This window comes from Gloeothece verrucosa PCC 7822 (genome assembly GCF_000147335.1).
Lineage (GTDB): Bacteria > Cyanobacteriota > Cyanobacteriia > Cyanobacteriales > Microcystaceae > Gloeothece > Gloeothece verrucosa.
This window is the reverse complement of record NC_014533.1, coordinates 406,355-412,535: the sequence shown is the minus strand read 5'-3', so window position 1 is coordinate 412,535 and position 6,181 is coordinate 406,355. Positions and strand designations below refer to the sequence as shown.

The window sequence follows — 6,181 nt, the reverse complement described above, 5'->3', positions numbered from 1 at the left end:
ATAATTAGATAGACAAGAGACAAAAAACCCGAGAAAATTGCCCCCGAGTCGACTGACACAGTTAATTAGGCTGTTGTCTCTTGCCATTTAACGGGCACTGTGTTATGAAAGTATAACAACCTTTGAGCATGAGGCTATTTGCCTTTTGCTGTGGGTTTATCAAACAAGTTATGTCTTAAGAGAGATTTTACTCTTGTCAATGCTTCTTAAATACATTAGAATCTAAAAAGTAACAATATTCTTATACAGCTAGGGCTAAGTTAGAGAAAACTCTAAAGGAGGACGACTTTTTGAACTATAATAGCTAATTTAAAGATTTGACAAAAGTATTATTGATTCTTTACGGTAGCTTTAAATAAGTAAATGCTTAATTTTATACCGGTTTTCTTATGGAGAAGCTTTCAACTAAAATCTTATAGCCTGAGTTTTTGATAATTGAAAGTTTAAAAGATTTTATTTATTTTTTGTGAAATGAAGCTAATTTATCTAGCCTAATTTGACAAGTGGCTCAAAATAAATAAAAACAAAAAACTCATATAAGCTAAAATTGGTAACAATTTGGTAATAGCCAATAGGCTCAATAATTTTAACTTGATAATTCTGTAGTATATATGACTAACTTACCCTGTAGTCCCCCGTTATCGCCTGCACAGCAAGCGCAAAAATGGATTGATCAACCATTAGAATTTTTGGATCATTGTTTTCAGGATTACGGGGATATATTTACCCTTGAATTAGGGGCATTGGGAGCAACGATTTTTTTAGGTAATCCCCAAGCCGTAGAGACAATTTTTAAATTACATGGTCATTTATTTGAATGTCATCAATTTAATGTTAGTTATGCTCCCTTGATGGGAAAAAATGCTCTTTTCTTACAAGACGGAGAGGCTCATAAACGCTTACGTCGTATTATGATGCCGCCTTTCCACCGAGAAAGAGTGCAAAAGTATGCTGACTACATTCAAGAAATTGCTCAAGAGAGTGTAAAAGATTGGACAAGAGGAAAAGTTCTTAAAATTCGTTCATTAATGCACCGTTTAGCACTTGAGGTAACGTTAAGAATTTTTTTTAGTGAACGAACATTGCCCATTGAAAAAATTAGATATTGGTTTGAAACTAAAGTTTTTACAGAAACAAAAAGCTGGAAACCTTGGTTTAATTATAGCCGCTTACAACCTCAAATCCGACAATTAATTAGGGAAGAAATTGAGTTTAGAAAAGAAGCTAAATTTGAGAGTGTTGATCTATTAAATTGGTTACAACTGGCTCAAGATGAAGAAGGGAATTTTTTAAGCGAAGAGGAACTACAAGATCAACTTCTAACCTTAATGATCACGGCAGTAGATCCGATAGCCATGTCTCTGACCTGGGCTTTATATTGGATTCATAAGTTACCCAAGGTAAAAGCCACCTTAAGCGAAGAACTCAAAACATTAGAGGGCAAATTAGATCCACTGGCCATTAACCAACTGCCCTATCTGACAGCCGTATGTCAAGAAACTTTACGACTTCATCCTATATTGCCTACGGTTTCAGGACGACGCTTAACCACACCCATAGAAGTGATGGGGTATCATTTCCCAGAAGGAACAACAGTAGCACCCTGTGCATATTTAGTGCATCGACGAGAAGAACTGTATCCTGAACCCCGTTCCTTTAAGCCTGAACGATTTTTGCAAAATCAATATAGTGCTTATGAATATTTTCCCTTTGGAGGGGGGAACCGCTTATGTCTCGGTGCGGCTTTAGCCCCCTTAGAAATCAAAATAGTGCTTGCTACTATATTGTCTTCTCATGATTTATCCCTGATGGATCAAGAACCCTTATCTATGGTTCGTTATGGGACTTTAGTTGCGCCTTCTGAAACCTTCCAAATGATCGTTATTAAGTGAGTTATTTATGGAAAAAATTAGTTTTAAAAATGCTACTTTAGTTGACCTCTTACGTTGGAGAGCAATTAATGAGCCGGATCATCATGCCTATACTTTTTTAATTGATAATAATCGAGAAGCCGAGCGGCTGACTTATGCAGAGTTAGACCAACAAGCACGAGCCATTGCTGCACACTTGCAGTCCCTTGATACAAAAGGAGATAGGGCACTGCTACTCTATCCAGCAGGATTAGAAATTATCAAAGCCTTTTTCGGTTGTCTCTATGCAGGGATCGTTGCTATTCCCGCGCCTTTTCCAGAAGCCAGTAGACTAAAACGCACCCTGCCAAGACTACAAGCTATTGCCAAAGATGCTCAAGTGAGTTTAGTGCTAGGAAATGCGAATATTATTTCCCAACTAGAGGAATATCGCCAAGAGGTTGCCGAGCTTCAAGGCATTAAATACATAGATATTAATAGTATTGACCCTCAACTAGCGGAGTCGTGGGAAGAATACCCCACTCAGGTAGATGATTTAGCCTACCTTCAATATACGTCGGGTTCGACTTCAACACCGAAAGGGGTAATGCTAACTCATGGCAACGTCGTTTCTCATTGTCATTATATCCAGCAAGTTTGTGAATACGACGAAAATAGCGTTAGCGTCACTTGGTTGCCTTATTTTCATGATTACGGGCTAGTAGAAGGGATTTTAGAGCCTTTATACAATGGCACACCCGGTTATATCATGTCGCCGTTTGCCTTCATGAAGCGCCCCTTAAATTGGCTCAAAGCGATTTCTGATTATCAAGGAACCCATACTCAAGCACCGAATTTTGCCTATGATCAATGTGTCAGACGCATAAAACCCGAAGATCGGGCCAGCTTAAATCTTAAAAGTTGGCGTTCGGCGGGGAATGGTGCAGAGCCAATTAACCCCAAAGTTTTAGAGAAATTTTATCAAACCTATGCCCCCAATGGCCTGACGTGGAATGCCTCCTGTCCTGCTTATGGACTGGCAGAAGCAACCCTAATGGTGTCTTGTTGCTCTCCTTCACTCAAACCAACTATCAGCTACTTCGAACCCGAAGCCCTCACCAGTAACAAAATTGTTGAAGCTTCTGATAAAACCCAAGCACGGGCCATAACCAGTTGTGGTCCCCTGCTGGCAGATACAAAAGTTCTAATAGTGAATCCTGACACCCTCAAGCAATGCAATGCTGACGAAGTCGGAGAAATATGGGTAGCTTCTTCAGGCGTGGCTAAAGGTTATTGGCAACGTCCGGATGCCACCCAAGAAACCTTCTTGGCTTATGTAGCCGATACTCAAGAAGGGCCTTTCCTGAGAACAGGCGATTTAGGTTTTATTAAAGATGGGCAACTGTATATTACCAGCCGTATCAAAGATTTAATTATCATTGCCGGAACCAATCACTATCCCCAAGATATTGAATGGAATGTCGAGAAGAGTCACCCATATTTACGTCCCAATAGCAGCGCGGCCTTTTCCATTCAAGTCGATGGCGAGGAAAAATTAGTCGTAGCGCAAGAACTCGAACGCGGCTATAAACCTGAAGATATCGAAGAAATTTTTAACGTTATTCGCAAAGTCATCACCACTGAACATGAAGTAGCTGTTTATGCGGTGTTGCTTTTATCTCGAGGCAGTTTACCAAAAACCGCGAGTGGCAAAATTCAGCGCAGTATCTGTTGGAAACTCTTCCAAGAGGGAAGCTTAGAAGTTATTGCCAGTTGGATCGCTGATGGTTCTGCCCCAAAAGCGGCTCAAAGCCCCACTAAACCCCCAGCCGGCAAAGTTTCCTCTATCCAGCCGAAAACTCCTTTAGTCACGGCACCGGATGATGTCAGTAAAAAGCGAGCCGATGATCTGATTGCCTGGTTACGCGACTACTCAGAAGAACGTATTGACTCTCGTCTGATCGATGAACGTCGTTGTCTGCCACCTTATATTGTCCTAGATTTCGGCAATCAGGGATTGATGGGATTACAAGTTCCCGAAAAGTACGGTGGCCTTGCGCTCAAAAATCGTGACTTACTCAGAGTATTTGAACAATTAGCCGCCATTGACTTGAGTATTGCATCACTATTGTTTATACATAATACAAATGGCGTTCGTCCTCTGGTGGGTTATGCGACTCCGACTATTCAAGAAGAACTGCTACCGATATTAGCGCAAGGACGTGAACTAGCGGCTTTTGCCCTCACCGAACCGACAGCCGGTTCCAATCTTCCCAACATCGGAACTATTGCGATTCCGGATGCTAAAGGGGGATGGCGTTTGCGCGGGGCGAAAAGATGGAATGCGAGCGGCTGGGCGGGAATAATTCATGTGTTCGCCAAAACCCTAGACGAAAACGGAAAAGTGGGTCATCCCTCGGCCTTTGTGGTGCGTCAAAGAACACCTGGGTTACAGGTCGGACCTGAATCCCTGACAATGGGAGTACGAGGCATTATGCAAAATATCATTTACTTTGATGATGTTTTGGTCAGCCCGACTCAGTTACTCGGTGAAGTCAACAAAGGGATGGATGTAGCTGAAGAAGCAATGCTTTTGGCTCATCTGTGTATGGCTTCTTTGAGTGTAGGGGGGGGGATGAAACGCTGCGCTCAACTGATGCTGCGCTATGCTAACCGTCGTCAGGTTTCTACAGGACGCTTATTGGATAATCCGACGATCTTAGCCGTTTTAAGCGAATTAACCATCAAGATCACCCTGATCCAAAACTTGCTCAATCAGTTAGTCACTGTATTAGATGAAGAGGATTACCCGCCCAAAGAAATTGGCATGATGCTTAAAATTCTCTCCACTGATTATTTATGGCAAGCTTCTGATGATCTCGTAGAAACGTTAGGCGGACGGGGTTATATGGAAAATAACATTGCGCCGCAAATTATGCGCGATTGTCGTATGCTTCGGATTGGAGAAGGCGCTAACGAGATCATGACGATTACGGTGGGCCGCCGAGTCTTTCATTCAGAAGAATTACACCAGTTTTTAATTAATCGCCTTGGAAATGCCGCCATGTCTGAGCGATTAAAAGAAGCCGCTCAACAAATACAAGCTCGTTGTTTGTCGGCTAATGGACGTTTCTCTAATCGTTCTAGTGCTTTATCTTGGGCTTATAACTTGATTGGGAAAGTGAGTATTTTGGGCGTGGTTTTAGCGGCGGCTCAAAGCAGTGCGAGACGTTTTCCTTCAGAATCCTTAAATTTAGCGGTAGAATGGGCATCTTATCAATTTGAAAGCACTTTAAGTCAGGCGCTTAAAGGATTTGCTATAGAATCTTTGATGTTAAATACTCAACAAACACAGGATTTAATTGATCATTATGCTGAAAGCATTGGGGACCTTGAACAAAGACCCCCAGGCATCGAAGATAAGTTAGATCCTTTACTCCGAAGAGATATTTCTAATAGCGGTTTTCCGGACTTTTCTCATCTACCCGGAAATGTCAACTTAGAAAAACTTGTCTCTGAAACACCAGCCGAAGCCACGCCAAAATTAGAAGATTTATCCTTGGAACAAAAGCGAGCATTAATTCAAAAGCTTCTTGTTAAAAATGGCTCTGAAACTAAACTACCGGAAATGTCTTCAGAAGAAAAACGAAACCTGTTAGAAAAATTACTGCAAAACAAACAGTAAGTCTAACATAAAACAACGCTGAAATTAGCGAAATGTAGTATAATTTAAACAATTAACTTTACCACCGGAGGATTTTCGCCAATGAGTACACAACTGGAAACTAGAGGGGAAACAAAAAGTTCGATTCAAAACTGGTTAGTATCTTGGATAGCTAAAGAACTAGACTTATCAGAAAATGAAATTAATACGAGCAAATCTTTACTAGAATATAGCTTAAACTCGATGACCGCGATGATGTTGGTGGGCGATCTAGAAGACTGGCTGAAAATTGAAATTGTTCCTACCCTTGTATGGGATTATCCTTCAATTGATGCTTTAACTGAATATTTATCAGAACAAACCGGTAATAGTGCTGAAATCGAAACAAATAACTTGTCTTCTGAAGCTGATTCTCAAAAGGTTTCTGTAAATATTGACCAACTATCTGAAGAGCAAATGAATGCTTTATTGGGTCAATTATTAAAATAATTTTTTCCCAAGACTAGCCTCATTTACGATTCATAGTACCTGGACAAAATTTCAACTTCTGTGTTAATTATTTTTGAAATTAAGTATTCTTAATCTACAGAGTTCGATTGACTTTTGTCCATTTACTCATCAAAAATCCTAGAGCAGGTGTATTAAGTTATATCAAAAGGCAAGAGGC

The 6,181-nt window shown here is 40.6% G+C and carries 3 protein-coding genes; all 3 read left to right on the top strand.

Annotated elements, in window-relative coordinates; translation table 11 throughout:
- The first annotated feature begins 611 nt into the window (after window positions 1–611).
- Entirely contained in the window at window positions 612–1,892 is a 1,281-nt protein-coding gene (locus tag CYAN7822_RS28795; protein WP_013334494.1) for a cytochrome P450, read from the top strand.
- A gap of 7 nt (window positions 1,893–1,899) precedes the next feature.
- On the top strand, window positions 1,900–5,535 hold the full coding sequence (locus CYAN7822_RS37000) for an AMP-binding protein (RefSeq protein WP_013334493.1): 3,636 nt from the start codon (window positions 1,900–1,902) through the stop codon (window positions 5,533–5,535).
- Window positions 5,536–5,616: 81 nt separating this feature from the next.
- A complete protein-coding gene (locus tag CYAN7822_RS28785; RefSeq protein ID WP_013334492.1) occupies window positions 5,617–6,003 on the top strand; it encodes an acyl carrier protein in 387 nt (128 codons plus the stop codon).
- Window positions 6,004–6,181 lie beyond the last annotated feature (178 nt).